This is a genomic window from Actinoallomurus rhizosphaericola (assembly GCF_024055675.1).
GTDB classification, from domain to species: domain Bacteria; phylum Actinomycetota; class Actinomycetes; order Streptosporangiales; family Streptosporangiaceae; genus Actinoallomurus; species Actinoallomurus soli.
The window spans coordinates 135,886-150,004 of sequence record NZ_JAMXMW010000017.1; the positions used below are offsets into that span (position 1 = coordinate 135,886).

Sequence of the window (14,119 nt, forward strand, 5' to 3'; positions counted from 1 at the left end):
TCGATGACCGACTCGCCCGAGATGGGCCCCGGCGCGCTCGCCGTGCGCTGGGGCCCTCGCGTCCGCGCGCTCGCCGGGAGACACCCCACCGTCGCCGACGGCGCGTTCGCCCTTCTGCTGTTCCTGATCGGAGCGCCGCACCTGATCAAGGACCCACCGGGGCACGTACTGCTCGGCTGGGTTCTTCAGGTCGCGCTCCTCGTCCCGCTGACCTGGCGGCGGCGCGCGCCGTTCACCGCGTTCACCGTGGTCGCGGGGATCGCGTTCGTTCAGTGGCTGGGCGGGGTGCTCCTCACCACCGGCGACCTGGCCGTGTTGATCGCGCTGTACTCGGTGGCGGCGCACTCGACGCTGCGCCGGCTGCTCGTGGCCGCGGGCGTCGTGGAACTCGGCGTCGCCATGGCCACCGACCAGTGGGTCCCGCGGGTTCACCTGTGGAAGGCGTTCGTCCTGCTGTCCGGGATGACCACGGCCGCCGCCGTGATCGGGTTGAACATGCGCACGCGCCGCGCCTACCTCGCGTCGCTGGAGGACCGCGCCGCCCGCCTCGAGAGGGAACGCGACCAGCAGGCCCAGATCGTCGCCGCCGAGGAACGCGCGAGGATCGCCCGGGACGTCCACGACATCGTCACCCACAGCCTCTCGGTCATGGTCGCCCTCACCGACGGCGCCGCCTACACCCTTCCGACCGCGCCGGAGCGGGCCGCCGACGCCGTGTCCAAGGCGTCGGAGATCGGCCGCCAGGCCATCGCGGAGATGCAGCGCGTCCTCGAGGTGCTCCGACAGGACGCGCCGGCGACCGACCGGCTCAGGCGTCCGCAGCCGGGGCTGAGCCAACTGGACGCGCTGCTCACCGAGGTACGCGCCGCCGGGCTCCCCGTGAAGTACGTGGTCACCGGACGGCCGCCCGCCATGGCCTCCGGAGCCGAGCTCACCATCTACCGCCTCGTCCAGGAGGCGCTCACGAACGTCCGGAAGCACACGCCGCCGGGAACGACGGCACGGGTACGGCTCGAGTACGCCGCGGAACAGGTGGACGTCGAGATCACCGATGACGGGTCGGCGGCCGCCGGCGCTCCGGCCGGCCGGCCGCGCGCCGGGCACGGCATCGCCGGAATGCGCGAACGCGTCGCCGTCTACGGCGGTCGGCTCCGGGCCGGACCGCTGCCCGACGGCGGCTGGCGGGTGCACGCCCGCTTCGAGCCGTCCCAGCTGGAGGTCAGCCGGTGATCAACGTTCTGCTCGTCGACGATCAGCCGCTGCTGCGCATGGGCTTCCGGCTCGTGCTGGAGACGCAACCCGACATCACCGTCGTCGGCGAGGCCGGTGACGGCGCCGAGGCCCTCGCCGCGGTGGCCTCGCGCTCCCCCGACGTGGTGCTGATGGACGTACGGATGCCGGGCATGGACGGCCTGGAGGCCACCGAGCGGATCGTCCGTGACCACGCCGCCTCGCGCGTCCTCATCCTCACGACGTTCGACCTGGACGAGTACGCCTTCGCCGCCCTCCACGCGGGCGCCGCGGGCTTCCTGCTGAAGAACGTCCAGCCCGCCGAGCTGATCGCGGGCATCCGCACGGTCGCCGCGGGCGACGGCGTGGTCGCGCCCCGGCTCACCCGGCTGCTGATCGAGGCGTTCACCCGCCAGAGTCCCGCGCGGCCGGGCCCGGCCGACGACCCACGCCTCGGCCGGCTCACCGACCGGGAGCGCGAGGTGCTGATCGAGATGGCGAGGGGCCTGTCCAACGCCGAGATCGCGGTGGCGCTCGGGCTGTCCGAGGCGACCGTGAAGACGCACGTCAGCCGCATCCTCCCCAAGCTCGGCCTCCGCGACCGCGTCCAGGCCGTCGTACTCGCCTACCAGACCGGGCTGCTCCGGCCCACCTGACCATTCCCCGACCGTACGAGAACACGAGAGGACAAGGTCGACGAGCCACATGGCGACGAGTCAACTGCGCAACAGCCCCCGCGCCGTCACCCGGCGGACGATGAGCAAGGTCCCCGAGGTGACCGCGTACTTCTGGATCGTCAAGGTCCTGACCACCGGCATGGGCGAGACGACCTCCGACTACCTGGCGCACCGCCTGGGTCCGATCGTCGCGGTGGCCGCGGCGGGCGTCGTCCTCGCGGCGTCGCTGGCGCTGCAGTTCACGGTCCGGCGCTATGTCGCCTGGATCTACTGGACGGCCATCGTCATGGTCAGCGTGTTCGGCACGATGGCCGCCGACGTGGTACACGTCGTCCTGGGCGTGCCGTACGTCATCTCCACCGCGTTCTTCGTCGTCGCCCTCGCCGCGATCTTCGCCCTCTGGTACGCGAGCGAGCGGACCCTGTCGATCCACAGCGTCGTGACGCCGCGACGTGAGCTGTTCTACTGGATCACGGTCATGACCACCTTCGCGCTCGGCACCGCCACGGGCGACATGACCGCGGTGACGGTCCACCTCGGGTACCTCGCCTCGGGCGTGATGTTCGCCGTCCTGATCGCCGTTCCGGCCGTGGCCTACGGCCTGCTCAGGATGAACGCGATCGCCACCTTCTGGGTCGCCTACGTCCTCACCCGGCCGCTCGGCGCATCGTTCGCCGACTGGCTGGGCGTGTCGCGCGCCCGGGGCGGCGTCGCGCTGGGCACCGGCCCGGTCAGCCTCGCCCTGGCGGTGGTCATCGTCGCGTTCGTGGGCTATCTGACCGTGAGCCGCAGGGACACCACCGCCGGCCGGCGGGGAGCCCACGCGTCCGGGCGGCGATCCGCCTGAGCACCTCGCCCTGAGTTCCCGGACTCCCGGTTCCGGCTCGCCGGCACCGGGAGTCCCGGTGACGCCCCTCCGGGTTCGGCTCCGGCCGGTCAGGTCCTCCAGGCGTCGGTGATGGGGCTGCGTGCGGCGCTCTCCCCGGCGTGCGGGAGCCCGTAGGCGTCCTCAATGGTCCGGAGCACGCGGTAGTGGTCAACTTTCTCCGGGTACGTCCCGGGCTTGACGGGGCCGCCGGCGAAGATGGTGGCGATCTTGTTACCGGGACGGTTGTCGTTCTCGTCGAAGGTGACGATGAGCAGGCTGTCGTGGGTCCGGGCCCACTGCGCATAACCGTCTAGATTCTCCCGGACCCAGGCGTCCCCGGTCTTGACCGGGCAGTTGTGCATGTCGTCGCACATGTCCGGGATGACGAACGACACCGTGGGCAGCGCGGAATAGTCGGACGGGAAGTCGGCGAAGGACCGGCTGACGGCGTCCGGGAGGTCGGGGAAGTCCGCCCAGGGAACGTGCTTGCGGGCGTAGTTGCCGGTGACACAGGCGGTCCGATCGAAGGCCGGCAGCGCTTCGGCGAAACCCGCGAAGGTCAGCCCGGCCGCGGACAGTTCCGAGGCGAGGTTCGGGGCCGTGTAGGTGTGCGGGCAGGAGTCGTCGGTGAGCCCCTGGGTGGACCCGGAGAACAGCGCCAGGTAGTTCGGCTGGCTCGGATGCCGCACCGCGTAGGAATTCGTGAACAGCGCACCGGACCGGGCCAGCGAGGTGAGATACGGCGCGTCACGGGCACCGACGATCTGACGGTCGGACTTGTTCTCCAGCACCACGACGACCACGTGCGCGGGCTGTGGCACCGAGGCGGCCGTCGGATGCGGGCCGGCGGCGTGGGTCGCCCCGCCGTCACCGCAGCCGGCCGCCGGCGATGCGGCGAGGAGTGTCGCCGCGAGCAGCAGTGCGCGGCGGAAACGCCGATCCTTCACGACCGACCTCCGATGCCGGGACTTCTACTACCCGAATAGTAGCGTCCGGCGGTGCGTCACCCGTCTTCCTCCTGGCGCAACAGCCGCTGCAACAGCACTTCGTCCTCGGGCGTCAGTTCGGAGACGAAACGGGCCAGCACCGCGGCCCGGTCGCTCCGGCGGCTCAGCAGGTCGTGCATCGCGGTCGCCGTGTGAGCGGCCTCGTCGACGTTGGGCGAGTAGACGAATCCGCGTCCGGCGCGGGTGCGCGTCGCCAGCCCCTTGCGATGCAGCCGTGCCAGGGTGGTCATCACCGTGGTGTAGGCGGGGGCACCGGGGAGCACGGCCTGCACGTCTCCGGGGCTCATCGGCCGGCCGCCGTTCCACAGGGCGGCCAGCACGGCGTCCTCCAGCATGCCGGGAGGCCGCCGCCCCGGGTCCTGTTCCTTGGTCACGTCCCGCTCCAGACACCTCAGGTATTACCCCGATAGTAGATCAGGGCCGCCGCCGGTGCCGCACCCCCCGGACCGGTGCCCTCTTCCGGACCCATAATGAAGGGCATGGTCGTCGCCGTCTGGATGCCGCTGCTGATCCCCCTGCTCGCGGTGCCGCTCGTCCGCCTTCTGGCGGAACGCCTGGCGCCCCGGCCGGCCTCCTGGCTGCTGGCCACCACCGGTGCCGTGCTGTCCGCCTGCACGATGCTCGCCCTCGTCCTGCTGACCGGCGCGGGCCTCCTCCGGCTGGACTTCGTCGCGGCCGCCGAGCACCTGTCGCCGCCCCTGCTGCGCCGCATGTCGCCGACCCCGCCGCCGCTGGCCTGTGCGGCCGGTCTCGCCCTGGCCGTCACGATCGGCGCCGCGGGCCGGACCCTCTGCCGGCGGGTCACCGCCCTTCTGCGGGCCGCGAACACCGCCCCGGCCCGGCGTGGTGACCTCGCCGTGCTACCGGACGACCTCCCGGACGCCTACGCCGTGCCCGGCCGCCCCGGCACCATCGTGGTCACGACAGGCATGCTGCGAGCCCTCGACGCCCGTGAACGGGAGGTGCTCCTCGCCCACGAGCGCGCGCACCTGTCCGGCCGCCACCACCTGTTCACACTGGTGATGGACGTGGCGGCCGTCCTGCACCCGGCGTTGCTCGCGCTCCGCGCGCCGCTGCGCTACCACCTCGAGCGCTGGGCCGACGAGTCGGCGGCGGGCGCCGTCGGGGACCGGCGCCTCGTCGCCCGCGCCATCGCGCGGGCCGCCCTGGCCAGAAGACGGGCGCATGCACCCGCCGCCCCGGTGGGGGCGCTCTCCGTGGCGGCCGGGCCCGTCCCCCGCCGCGTCGCGGCGCTGCTGGCCGCTCCGCCGGCGAGACGCTCGCGGCTGTTGCCCGGCATCGCGGCGGCCCTGGCCGCCTGCGTCACGCTGTCCGGCGCGGGAACGCTGGACGCCGCCACCGACCTCGGAGGCAGCGTGGAGGCCGCGGAGACCCACCAACACGAGACGGAGGGCCGTCACCGCCCCGAGACCGTCCTGGCGAACCCGGGCTCGCTCCGTACGGCCGGGAAGGCCGCCTGAGCTCGGGAAACGGTGCCGGGCGGTTCGGGCACCGGCCGGCCGCCCCCTCCCCGGCCGGCGACCGGCGGTCGGCGGTCGCGCCGACCGGTCCCGCTCAGTCCCGATCGGTGGGGAGGAGGGTGCCGAGCGGGCCCAGGTCGAGGTTGAGGTCGGCCATCGACAGGCCGAACCGCTCGCACAACTCCTCCATCGCCTCTTCCAGGCGCATGAGCGTCACGCCGATCTTCTCGACCTGCTCGTCGGACAGATCGCCCTGGTCGACCCGCCGGATGCACTGACGCTCGACCAGTTGCCGCACGAGTTCCACCACGGTGAGCACCAGTTGCGCCAGGTCGCGCTGGACGGTCTCGGAGTCGGCCTCGATGCGTCGGCCCCCGCGGCGCACCGGAGCGCCCGCGGGATGATCGGCGCCGGCGGAATAAGCCGCGCCCTCGGGATGCGCGGTGCCCTCGGGGTGAGCGCCGCCCGGGAGGTGAGCGGCGCCCGTGCGGTCGGCGGCGTTCGGGTCCTGCGACCAGGAGGGGAAGGGCTCGTTCACCGTGGCCTCGTCCCCGGCACGTCGGATCGTCGCGGCGCGATGACGTCGTCGCCGCCGACCGAGCCGATCAGTACCCGCAGTGAGATGCGCACAAGATCGACGTCGGCGATGGACAGGGTCAGGTCGCCGCTGATGACGACGCCGCCGGCCAGCAGGCGGTCGAGGAGGTCGACCAGCGCGACGCGCTGTGCCGGAACCCCGCCTCGCGCGGCCGGCATACGCTCGGCGGAGCGGTCGACCGTCACGCGGTCCCTCCCGTCCCGGATTCACTGATCGTGAAGGAGTACGGCGCCCACGGCCCGGTGAGCTGAACGTCCAGCTCCGGGTCCCGAAGCGCGGCGACCGCGGCGGCGAACTCCTCGCCTCGCTCGTCCTCGACCAGGTAGGCGCCGTTCAGCACCATCCAGTCGTCCCGGCCGGACAGCTGCGGGTCCTGTGCCCGGTGGTGCCGGCGCGCCACCGCGATGCCGGTCAGGACCGAGTCGATCCGCTCGGCCCGCGAGGCCGCCCGGTGCCACGCCTCCTCACGCGTGCGCAGATTCGTCCGGCGGCGCTTCAGATACGCCGTCCCCGGGCGCTCCGCCGCGCTCTCCGGCGGTTCGCCGGCCCCCGCGTCATCCGGTGCGGCCGGGCGCGCGGCCGCGAAGACCTTCACGCCCCACTCGCGCCGTCCGGCCACCCGCGCGAGGACCTCGGTGAACTCCTGGGCGCGGTCGCGCAGGAGCCGGTGGATCTGCTCGTCGCCCCGGTAGACGGTCACCAGCCGTACGGGAGCGACGGGGCCGGCCTCCGCCATCGCCTCGACGACCTGATGGTGGGCCCGCGCCGTCGCCTCCAGCCAGGTCAGGTCCTCCAGGTTCCGCTTCAGGGCGGCCTCCCCGAACTGCGCGAGCGGCACCGTCCCGACGTACGCGACGAGCCCGGCCTCCGCGATCGTCCGGACCGGCGCGCCCAGCAGGCCGGTCGGTCCCGGGGGCGGGGGCGCCCCGGTGTCCCGTGCGATGGCGTACAGATACGTTCCGGTGTCAGTCACGGCGGCGCTCCGGATCGACGCGGCGGCGTTCGCCTTCTTCGAGGCGGCCGCGTTCCCGTTCCGTACGCGGCGCGTCCACGGCCCGCCGCCCGTGCCCGCCCTCTTCCAGGTCCGCGACCCGCTCCCGCAGCCGGCGGTTCTCCTCCTCCAGGCCGCGCCGGTCTCCGGTCAGCCACGGGTCGTGCTCCCACCAGTCGATCCCCAGCTCGCGCGCGGTCTCGACCGACACGATCAGCAGCCGCAGCTTGATGGTGAGCAGCTCGATGTCGAGGAGGTTCACCTGGATGTCACCGGCGATGACGATGCCCTTGTCGAGGACGCGCTCCAGGATGTCGCCGAGGTTGGCGCCCTCGCGCGCGCTCGCCCCGGTCCCGTACGGCGTGATGTACCCGCCCCGCGGTCGGTCCGGTGTCATGACGCCTCGCCACGGCCGCGCGGGTACCGCTGGATCCGGCGGTACGCGACGAGGCCGCCCTCCTCGTCGACCTCGACCTCGTACAGCGCGAGCGTGTCCGAGGAGGAGGGGACGCGACGGGCCTCGAGCAGTTCGACACCGGCGACCCAGCCGCTCTCCCCCGGCCGTATCGCCACCACGCCCTCCGCGGACCTGCCGGTGAGCGCGGTGATCTCCCGGAGCGCGGCGTGCGCCGCCTCCCCGGCGGACAGCCGCGCGGATCCGGCCGTCACCGCACCACCGCCCCCTCGCCGCGGCGCCGGTTCGTCCTCCTCGTACCCGGCGGCCTCGTCGTCGGCGTCGTACCCGGCCTCGTACTCGGCGCCGCGGTCCTCGTCCATCTCGTCATCGAGCCGCCGACGCGCGCGTTCCGGCCGGTCTCTGCGGCTGACGGACACGGTTCCTCCCTTCCGGCGGGACGGCCGGAACCCGCTACGGGGCGCCGGTGGCCCGGCCGCCGATCAGCCGGCCCAGGATCTCCTGCTGGGCCTCGGCCTCTTCCTCCTCGGAGATCAGACCGGCCTGGCGTCGCCGCTCGATCTCCTCCAGCTGGGCGCGGATCGCCATCGGGCTGTTGAGCTGCTGGTCCACCTGCTGCTCGATGAGCTCGCCGAGCTTGATCACGCCCTGCACCGGGAGGAACGGCAACGTGAGGATCGATGAGACCAGGCCCATGGCTCAGGCCCCCGTACTCGGTGTGATGACGAAGTCGTACGGCGCCGTCGGGCCGAGCAGGCGGAGGTCGACCCGCCCCTGCCACTCTTCGGCGATCTTCGCCACGGCCCTCTCGAACTCGGACCGCCGGTCCGTCTCGACGAGGAAGGCCACCTGGACCGCGTCCTCGGGATGGGTCGGCCGCCGCGGGACGCTCGCCTGGGCGTACTCCGAGAGCGCCTGGGCCGCCCACTGGGTGTCGGCGTCGCGCTTGGCGGAGATCGCCTGGTTGATGAACTCGCCGAGCCGGATGCGGGCGTCGCGGGTGAGCTCCTCCGGACGGTCGCGGATCTGCTCCAGCAGGCCCGCGGCGTCCGGGTTCTCCGACATGATCTCCCGGAGCACGGCGCGCTCCTCATAGCGCCCCTTCACGATGTACTCGACCCGCCCCTCGATCTCATCCAGGGCCGCGAGGAACTGGTCGTGGTTGGCGGCCAGCAGTTCCCGCTCCACCGCCTCCCGGCTCGTGAGGACCGCGCCGAACCGCATCGGCAGGACGGGGACCTCCACGGCGGCGCCGTCCAGGAGCCGCTCGTGCGCGGTGAGGTCCTCCGGCCGGCCGATCGGGCCGCCCAGGTCGATGTCGCTGACCAGTGCCGCGATGTCCCCGTGGCGCACCAGGTCGACCTCGTGGTCCCGCAGCCCGCGGGCGTCGGGGGTCAGCTCCACGTCTCCCGGCAGGATGCCGTACACATAACAGCCCGTCTCCCGCACCTCCTGGGCCGGGCGGGTCCGTCCAGGTGCCGTCATCTCACTCCTCCCCCGATCGGCGCCGCCGACGCGGCACCGCCCGCTCGGCGTCGTCCATGCCCACGAACTCGCGGAGCTTCTCGCCGACGCCCTCGATGGCGCCCCGCGTCTTGTACTTGGCACCGCCCTCCTGCAGGTCCCTCATCAGGCCGGGGATCCCCTGCTCCTCGGTCTGGGTCAGGTCGAGGCGGTTGGCCGCCTCCGCGAACTGCAGGTACGTATCGACGCTGGCGACGACGATGCGCGCGTCGATGGTCAGCACCTCGATGCCGACCAGCGACACCCGGACGTAGGCGTCGATGACGAGCCCCTTGTCCAGGATCGTGTCGATGACGTCGGCCAGGCCGCCGCCCGATGGGCGTCCGAGCCCACCCCCACCCGCCGGCTGTACTGCCGTGGTCATGGTCCCCCCAGTGGTTCCGTCGGTAGCCAGTGGTTCCGCCGGTCGGCCGGTGCCTCCGCCGGTCAGCCGCGGCGCTCGCGGCGTGTCGAGCGCTCGGGCCGATCCCCTCGCCCGGTGTCGCCGCGCCGTCCGCCGGAGGTCACGGGCTCGCGGCGCCCGCGCTCCCCCTCGCCGGGCTCCTCCTCGCCGTACTCGGGCTCCTCCTCGCCCTCGTACTCCTCCGCGTACTCGCCCTCGTACTCCTCTTCGCGCCCGCGCTCCGGCTCCTCCTCCTCGCGCGGGGCTCGCTCCGGCCGGCCTTCGGCCTTCCCCTCCTCGCGCATCGCGGTCTCGTGGTCCTTGACGACCTTGCCGTCGCGGATCTCGCCCCGCCATCCCTCGATCTCGTCGGGGCGCAGGACCGCCTGCGTCATGACGTGCCGCCGGAAGTGCTTGAACTCCAGCCGCGCGCGGCGTCCCTGGGCGCGCCAGAGGTTCCCGGTGTGCTCGAACAGTCCTTGCGGGTGGTACTCCAGGACCAGGGCGATGCGGGTCATGTCCGGCCCGATCTCGCTGAAGGCCACGGCGCCGTCGACGTACCCCTTCGGCCCCTTGGACCGCCAGACGATCCGCTTGTCGGGGATCTGCTCGATGATGGTCGATTCCCAGGTGCGATGCGACCAGAAGACCTGCGCCTTCCACTCGACCTTCTCGTCACTCTCCTGGTGGACGTCCTCGACCTTCTTGGTGAAGGACGGGAAGTCCTCGAACTGGGTCCACTGGTCGTAGACGAGCCGCAGCGGGGCGCCGACGTCCAGGGTCTCGACGATGTTGGTGACCTTCAGCTTCTTGCCCCTGCCGCCCTTGTCGCCCCCGCGCAGCTTCTGTTCCAGCTTGGTCTTGGCGTACGCCTTGACGGCGGCGAGACCCGGAGCGAGCCGCTCTCTCAGCGAGCCCTTCTCTCCCCCTCCGGCCAGGGCGGACAGCACCCCGCCGCCCGCGCCTTTCGCGAGACCGGACAGCACCCCGCCGCCCGCGCCTTTTGCGAGACCGGACAACAGGCCGCCCCCCTCGCCCTTGACCAGGCCGGACAGCAGACCGCCGCCTTCGCCCTTGGCCAGGCTGGACAGCAGGCCGCCGCCGGCGCCTCCCGTCAGAGCGGACAGCAGCCCGCCCTCGCCGCTCTCCGAGTAGTCGCCGAGCCGGTCCGCGGTGCCCTCGATCCGTTCGAGCAGGCGCTTCGCGGCGCGGGTGCCCATGGCGGCGAGCAGGTGCTGCACCTCGCCGAGCAGCCGGTCGGCGTGCAGGTCCTTCAGCAGGTCACCGCCGGGAAGCTCCTCGGTGGTCCGTTTCAGTGGATCGGTCACCGAGCGCGTCGCGTCCGTCATCGGGGTTCACCTCCGGGTACGCCGGACGGGTGGCCGTCCCGGTTCGCTCAGTGGAGCCTCCCGACGCGGCCGGTCGGTCTCCTCTTCGTACTCGTCCTCCGGCTCCGCGGGGCGGGAGGCCGAACGCCGTACGCCACGCGGCCGGTCGGCGCCCTCATCCTCGGCGTAGTCCCGTTCGGCGCGCGGCCGTTCGACGTCCTCGTCCTCGACGTCGTGGGCGCGTGGCCGGCGGCGGAAGGCGGACGGCCTGCGGATGGCGGCGGGCCGGCGCCTCGGCCGTTCTTCGGGCCCCTCGTCGTAGCGCTCCTCCCCGCGGACGTCCCGCTCCTCGTAGGGCTCCTCTTCCTCCCGCTCCCGGACGCCGCCGGGCGTACGCGGCGGCTGCAGGAGGGCTTCGGTCCGTCGCTGAAGGCGGTCGCTGAGCGCGTCGATCTGACTGCTGGCGGCGGTGACGGCCGCCGCCTTGCCGACCTCGACGAGGCGGCCGCGCACGGCATCGGTAAGGTTCTTGACCTCGGGCGAGGTGTTCAGCAGGTTCGTACCCTGCTTGACCAGGCTCGCCGGGTTCTTGGCGATACGCCCCGAGGCACCTGCCGCAGCGAGCGTCAGCGCGAGCCTCATCTTGCGCCGGCGGCCCATGAGGTATCCCGCGCCGACGGCCAGGGCGATCCGCAGTCCGTCCTTCATGATCGTGTCCCCCTTCGGCGCCCGCAGCCGGAGCGGGTGCCATGCCCCCATCCGCCCCGACCGGCCCGTCGGCCCCGGCCGCCCCTACTGCCGATATCACCGACTTCGAGCGTGAAAACGATCAATATGTAGGTCTGTTACCGATCGCCCTACCCTTACCGTCGTCCACAAAACCCGCACGCCAGGGACCTCGACGCCGCCTCAGTGCGGCCCGGAGGCCCTCGGAGAAGGCCGGAAGAGGGCCCGCGGAGAGGTCCGCGCGGGGCCCGTGGGAGCGGTGGGCCGGAGGGGCGGACGACCGGTCTCGAGCGGTCCGATCGACGTGTGGTCCCGAGAACGGCCGGGTACGGCGCTCAGTGAGGCCGTTGCGGTGGCTGGGGGCCACCGCCTCGACGGACGGGGAGAGTGGACGCCGGCGAGGGCGCCCATACCGACGAATATGGGGATTTGTCATGACTATGCCGATGAGGCGGCGTGGCAGAGGGGGCCGACTGCACGGGATGGAGCCGACCGGACTGCTGCACCGGGATCCCTTCGCGGACGTTCAGGAACTGCTCAACCGGATGACCGGGCTCATCCAGCCGCCCATGGAGGCCGAGGCCGAACGCCCGTGGGTGCCCATCGCGGAGATCGACGAGACCGACGACGGCTACGTCGTCCGGCTCGAGCTGCCGGGCATCCTGCCGGACGACATCGACGTCGGCATCCGCGACCGTGAGCTGTGCGTGAACGGTGAGGTCCGGGAGGAGACCGAAGGATCCAACGCGCTGCGCGTACGGGTCGGGCGCTTCCATTACCACGCGTCGCTGCCGTCCGACGTCGACGAGGACAACGTCGAGGCGAAGCTCGAGGAGGGCGTGCTGACCCTGCGCATTCCGAAGGCGCAGCGATCCCACGGGCACCGCGTCCCGATCACGGGTGGACGCACGACGGGCACGCCGCTCGGCGGCGCGGAGACCACCGGCACGCCGGCCGAGGGCATGGGCACCACGGGCATGCCGGCCGAAGGACAGGCCACCGGCATGCCGGCCGGAGGCACGCACACCGGAGGCATGCCGGCCACCGGGGCGACGGAGTCCGGGGGCATGCCGAGCGAGGGCATCCGGCCCGAGCGCTGAGCGGGGACTTGAGGCCGGACGGCTCCGGCGGACCACCGCGCCTCTGTTCCGTCACGACGACCACCGCTCCTCCGCCCGCACGACGGTGCCCGGAGAAGCGAGGTCAGAGAAGGCGACGGTGGTGGCCGTCGCACTGTGGGCTGCCCTCCAATCGCCGGGCGGCAGGGCGTAGGGTCGGAGTTAGAGCAGGTCGGCGGGCCGGCGACAAGGTTACGGCGGCCTCCCGGCTTGGAGACCCTGTCGGCAGGAGTCGCCGGTGTCCGAACATCTTCTCCGCGATCGCCGGAACGCGGAACACGCGCCGGCCGGTCCTCTCACCCGCTCCCACGGCCGTGACCCGCTGCCGCGGAGCGGCGCCGGGCGGCCGCGTTGAACGTCGGTGATTCCGCCGGTCTGTCGGTGGGCGAACGGGTTCTGGCCGGCACGCTGCGGGAGGCGCGATGCAACCCGCCGAGCCGGCTTGCCGACGTGGTGCTGGACCAGGCCCGGCCGCTGGGCATCACGCGGGTGGTCGTCTACCTGGCCGACCTGCAGGAGACGGTCCTCGTGCCGCTCTCCTGCGGCGCGGACGGCGGCGCGGATCCGGACCTCGACGAGCAGGTCGACATCGGTGATCCGGACGTCGGCGTGATCGCGCCCGTGCGCGGCACGGTGCGGATCGAGGGCACGGTGGCCGGGCTGGCCTACCGGAGACTGACCGTGGTGACGGCCGAAGAGTGCGACGCCTCAGGGAATCTGACCACGATCGACGCGCCGGTGCGGCGGCATCGGGTGTGGCTGCCGCTGGTGGACGGCACCATACGACTCGGCGTCCTGGAGCTGACCCTCGATCACCTGGACGAGCAGGTACTGCAACGGTGCCACCTGCTGACCGGCGTGGTGGCGCTCCTCGTGGCCAGCCACGGCGTGTACAGCGACGGTTTCGCGCGGCTGCGCCGGCGCGAGCGCATGGAGCTGTCGGCCGAGCTGGTCTGGGCGTTCATGCCGGGCCACACCCTGGCCACCAAGGACTTCGTGATATCCGCGGCGGCCGAGCCCGCCTACCGGCTCGGCGGAGACGCCTATGACTTCTCCACGATGGATTCCGCCGTTCACATGACGATCCTCGACGCCGCCGGGCACGACCTGGTGGCCGGGCTGGTCGCGTCCGTGGGCCTGGCCTCCTGCCGCAGCACCCGCCGGGCCGGCGGCGACCTGGCCGAGATCGCGACGGTCGCCGACAGCGCGATCCGCGAGCACAGCCCGGAGTGGCGGTTCATGACCGGCCTGCTGCTGGACCTGGAGACGGAGACCGGCCTGCTGCGATGGGTCAACTGCGGCCATCCGCCCCCGCTGCTGATCCGCAAGGACAAAGTGATCAAGGAGCTCGCGCGGACCCCCGACCCGCCCATGGGGCTGCTGGAGGGCACGCGGCCGCGAACGCACCGCGAGACCCTGCAACCGGGCGACCGGCTGCTGTGCTACACCGACGGCGTGACCGAGGCGCGCACCCGCAACGGCGATCTGTTCGGGGTGGATCGCCTGGCCGACACCATCCTCCGCACGGCCGCGGCCGGCATGTCCACGCCGGAGGCGCTGCGCCGGCTCGTCCACGGCCTCCTGGCCGAGCACGACGGCCCGCTGGCCGACGACGCCACGATCATGCTCGCCGAGTGGCGCCCCGCCACCCCCGGTGGCGCCATCCAGCTGACGCCCCATACGCTCCCCGTGCAGCGTCCGGACCGTCAGGCGCCGCTTCGCGGGTCGTACGAGACGTGAAACCGCCGGTGAGCGACCGTGGGCACGGTCCGCT

Annotated in this window: 18 protein-coding genes; 6 read left to right on the forward strand and 12 right to left on the reverse strand. The window is 72.7% G+C overall.

Translation table 11 applies throughout. The annotated features are described in order from the left end of the window. Positions 1-3 precede the first annotated feature (3 nt). The 3 genes from NE234_RS32085 to NE234_RS32095 are packed head-to-tail and all read left to right on the forward strand — an operon-like array spanning position 4 to position 2,754. Entirely contained in the window at positions 4-1,230 is a 1,227-nt protein-coding gene (locus NE234_RS32085; protein ID WP_252784618.1) for a sensor histidine kinase, read from the forward strand. Then, positions 1,227-1,886 (forward strand): response regulator, encoded by a 660-nt coding sequence (locus NE234_RS32090; protein ID WP_252784619.1) that lies wholly within the window; start codon positions 1,227-1,229, stop codon positions 1,884-1,886. Before NE234_RS32085 ends, NE234_RS32090 begins: the two co-directional genes overlap by 4 nt. 49 nt (positions 1,887-1,935) lie before the next feature. Further along, a complete protein-coding gene (locus NE234_RS32095) occupies positions 1,936-2,754 on the forward strand; it encodes a COG4705 family protein (protein WP_252784620.1) in 819 nt (272 codons plus the stop codon). An 89-nt stretch (positions 2,755-2,843) separates the two neighbouring features. On the opposite strand, the gene NE234_RS32100 is transcribed toward NE234_RS32095, so the two are convergent. Then, positions 2,844-3,722 (reverse strand): alkaline phosphatase family protein, encoded by an 879-nt coding sequence (locus tag NE234_RS32100; RefSeq protein ID WP_252784621.1) that lies wholly within the window; start codon positions 3,720-3,722, stop codon positions 2,844-2,846. A gap of 56 nt (positions 3,723-3,778) precedes the next feature. Next, positions 3,779-4,156 (reverse strand): BlaI/MecI/CopY family transcriptional regulator, encoded by a 378-nt coding sequence (locus tag NE234_RS32105; RefSeq protein WP_252784622.1) that lies wholly within the window; start codon positions 4,154-4,156, stop codon positions 3,779-3,781. Between the two features lie 105 nt (positions 4,157-4,261). Here NE234_RS32105 and NE234_RS32110 point away from each other — a divergent pair, with 105 nt between their 5' ends. Beyond that, complete coding sequence (locus NE234_RS32110) at positions 4,262-5,263, forward strand: M56 family metallopeptidase (RefSeq protein ID WP_252784623.1); 1,002 nt, start codon at positions 4,262-4,264, stop codon at positions 5,261-5,263. A gap of 94 nt (positions 5,264-5,357) precedes the next feature. Here NE234_RS32110 and NE234_RS45545 read toward each other — a convergent pair whose 3' ends face one another. The 10 genes from NE234_RS45545 to NE234_RS32160 all read right to left on the reverse strand — a co-directional run bounded on the left by NE234_RS45545 (position 5,358) and on the right by NE234_RS32160 (position 11,209). After that, positions 5,358-5,801, reverse strand: a complete 444-nt coding sequence (locus NE234_RS45545) for a gas vesicle protein K (RefSeq protein ID WP_252784624.1) — start codon at positions 5,799-5,801, stop codon at positions 5,358-5,360. After that, positions 5,798-6,046 carry a gas vesicle protein gene (locus NE234_RS32120; protein WP_252784625.1) on the reverse strand — a complete coding sequence of 83 codons (249 nt, stop codon included), beginning with the start codon at positions 6,044-6,046 and terminating at the stop codon, positions 5,798-5,800. Before NE234_RS32120 ends, NE234_RS45545 begins: the two co-directional genes overlap by 4 nt. After that, a complete protein-coding gene (locus NE234_RS32125) occupies positions 6,043-6,834 on the reverse strand; it encodes a GvpL/GvpF family gas vesicle protein (RefSeq protein ID WP_252784626.1) in 792 nt (263 codons plus the stop codon). The genes NE234_RS32120 and NE234_RS32125 overlap by 4 nt, the downstream gene beginning before the upstream one ends. Further along, on the reverse strand, positions 6,827-7,249 hold the full coding sequence (locus tag NE234_RS32130) for a gas vesicle protein (RefSeq protein WP_252784627.1): 423 nt from the start codon (positions 7,247-7,249) through the stop codon (positions 6,827-6,829). Before NE234_RS32130 ends, NE234_RS32125 begins: the two co-directional genes overlap by 8 nt. Next, positions 7,246-7,686, reverse strand: a complete 441-nt coding sequence (gene gvpO, locus NE234_RS32135; protein ID WP_252784628.1) for a gas vesicle protein GvpO — start codon at positions 7,684-7,686, stop codon at positions 7,246-7,248. The genes NE234_RS32130 and gvpO overlap by 4 nt, the downstream gene beginning before the upstream one ends. A 34-nt stretch (positions 7,687-7,720) precedes the next feature. Then, positions 7,721-7,963, reverse strand: coding sequence for a gas vesicle protein GvpG (locus tag NE234_RS32140; protein ID WP_252784629.1), 243 nt, complete (start codon positions 7,961-7,963; stop codon positions 7,721-7,723). Positions 7,964-7,966: 3 nt separating this feature from the next. Further along, on the reverse strand, positions 7,967-8,752 hold the full coding sequence (locus NE234_RS32145) for a GvpL/GvpF family gas vesicle protein (RefSeq protein ID WP_252784630.1): 786 nt from the start codon (positions 8,750-8,752) through the stop codon (positions 7,967-7,969). A gap of 1 nt (position 8,753) precedes the next feature. Further along, positions 8,754-9,155, reverse strand: a complete 402-nt coding sequence (gene gvpJ / locus NE234_RS32150) for a gas vesicle protein GvpJ (protein ID WP_252784631.1) — start codon at positions 9,153-9,155, stop codon at positions 8,754-8,756. A gap of 62 nt (positions 9,156-9,217) precedes the next feature. Further along, positions 9,218-10,522 (reverse strand): SRPBCC family protein, encoded by a 1,305-nt coding sequence (locus NE234_RS32155; protein WP_252784632.1) that lies wholly within the window; start codon positions 10,520-10,522, stop codon positions 9,218-9,220. A 6-nt stretch (positions 10,523-10,528) separates the two neighbouring features. Next, positions 10,529-11,209 carry a hypothetical protein gene (locus NE234_RS32160; RefSeq protein WP_252784633.1) on the reverse strand — a complete coding sequence of 227 codons (681 nt, stop codon included), beginning with the start codon at positions 11,207-11,209 and terminating at the stop codon, positions 10,529-10,531. 500 nt (positions 11,210-11,709) lie between these two features. On the opposite strand from NE234_RS32160, the gene NE234_RS32165 reads away from it, so the two are divergent. Further along, the gene (locus NE234_RS32165) at positions 11,710-12,327 is read left to right on the forward strand and encodes an Hsp20/alpha crystallin family protein (RefSeq protein WP_252784634.1); all 618 of its coding nucleotides are present in this window, start codon (positions 11,710-11,712) and stop codon (positions 12,325-12,327) included. A gap of 399 nt (positions 12,328-12,726) precedes the next feature. Next, positions 12,727-14,085 carry a PP2C family protein-serine/threonine phosphatase gene (locus tag NE234_RS45550; RefSeq protein ID WP_252784635.1) on the forward strand — a complete coding sequence of 453 codons (1,359 nt, stop codon included), beginning with the start codon at positions 12,727-12,729 and terminating at the stop codon, positions 14,083-14,085. Positions 14,086-14,119: the final 34 nt, after the last annotated feature.

Coding starts and splice junctions, on each gene's coding strand:
- NE234_RS32160 (WP_252784633.1), bottom strand. CDS start 11,209: ATGAAGGACGGACTGCGGATCGCCCTGGCCGTCGGCGCGGGATACCTC.
- NE234_RS32095 (WP_252784620.1), top strand. CDS start 1,936: ATGGCGACGAGTCAACTGCGCAACAGCCCCCGCGCCGTCACCCGGCGG.
- NE234_RS32155 (WP_252784632.1), bottom strand. CDS start 10,522: ATGACGGACGCGACGCGCTCGGTGACCGATCCACTGAAACGGACCACC.
- gvpJ (WP_252784631.1), bottom strand. CDS start 9,155: ATGACCACGGCAGTACAGCCGGCGGGTGGGGGTGGGCTCGGACGCCCA.
- NE234_RS32145 (WP_252784630.1), bottom strand. CDS start 8,752: ATGACGGCACCTGGACGGACCCGCCCGGCCCAGGAGGTGCGGGAGACG.
- NE234_RS32085 (WP_252784618.1), top strand. CDS start 4: ATGACCGACTCGCCCGAGATGGGCCCCGGCGCGCTCGCCGTGCGCTGG.
- NE234_RS32165 (WP_252784634.1), top strand. CDS start 11,710: ATGGAGCCGACCGGACTGCTGCACCGGGATCCCTTCGCGGACGTTCAG.
- NE234_RS32140 (WP_252784629.1), bottom strand. CDS start 7,963: ATGGGCCTGGTCTCATCGATCCTCACGTTGCCGTTCCTCCCGGTGCAG.
- NE234_RS32110 (WP_252784623.1), top strand. CDS start 4,262: ATGGTCGTCGCCGTCTGGATGCCGCTGCTGATCCCCCTGCTCGCGGTG.
- NE234_RS32130 (WP_252784627.1), bottom strand. CDS start 7,249: ATGACACCGGACCGACCGCGGGGCGGGTACATCACGCCGTACGGGACC.